At 35.2% G+C, this 977-nt stretch carries 1 protein-coding gene and 1 pseudogene; both read left to right on the top strand.

Annotated elements, in window-relative coordinates; all coding sequences use genetic code 11:
• Window positions 1-620 (top strand): nitronate monooxygenase (locus Q4Q55_RS09865; protein ID WP_303372635.1); only part of this gene is annotated, 620 nt, incomplete at its 5' end.
• A gap of 4 nt (window positions 621-624) precedes the next feature.
• Window positions 625-977: pseudogene (locus Q4Q55_RS09860) on the top strand (dihydroorotate dehydrogenase electron transfer subunit); the annotation flags it as partial.

Genomic DNA, 977 nt, shown 5'->3' with positions numbered 1-977 from the left:
ATGGTGCCACTCCTGATGAATTTAGTAGTTTGGTTGAAGAGATTAATCCTTTGGTGGATATGATCGAGCTGAATATTTCATGTCCTCATGCAATGGAAGGTTTTGGTGCTTCAATAGGTCAGGACTGTAATTTAAGTCATACTATAGTGTCTGCTGCAAAAGATGCATCTGATGTTCCAATCATTGCAAAATTAACACCTAATGTAACTGATATTACTTTAATAGCAAAAACTTGTGAAGATGCCGGTGCTGATGCATTGTCTTTAATTAACACATTGGGGCCTGGAATGAAGATTAATATTGATGTTGCAAAACCTGTGCTGTTCCATAAATCAGGTGGAATGAGCGGTAAGGCCATTAAACCAATTGCAATTAGCAATGTTTATTCAGTTTATGAGGCAGTTGATGTTCCATTGATTGGTGTTGGTGGAATCTATAATTATGAAGATGTGGTGGAATTTATTTATGCAGGCGCAAGAGCAGTTCAAATTGGTACTGCCATCATGGATGAAGGTGTCGAAGTATTTGACAGTATTAATCGAGGATTGGAAAAATTCATGGTTGAAAAAGGATTTTCGTCCATTGATGATATGGTTGGAATAGCACATGAGGAGTTGTAAAAAAATGATTAACGAGCCAAAAATTGTTGAAATAAAAGAAATTATTGATGAAACTCCTACTATAAAGACTTTTAAATTTAATTGGGACATGGAAGAATTTGGACGCCCGAATCCTGGTGAATTTGTAATGGTTTGGAACTTTAAAAATGAAAAACCAATGTCTATATCACAAATTAATGATAATGAATTAGCTATTTCTGTTAAAAATATAGGTAAATTCACATCACAGCTCCATGAGTTATCTATTGGTGATAAAATAGGTATCAGAGGCAGTTATGGAAATGGGTTTGATAATTCATTTGAAGGAAAAAATATTCTAGCTGTCGGGGGCGGAGTTGGTATGGCTCCAATTAATGC

It is taken from the genome of Methanobrevibacter sp. (assembly GCF_030539555.1).
GTDB lineage: Archaea > Methanobacteriota > Methanobacteria > Methanobacteriales > Methanobacteriaceae > Methanocatella.
The sequence above is the reverse complement of the archived record's forward strand: the minus strand, read 5'-3'. Positions and strand labels throughout refer to the sequence as shown.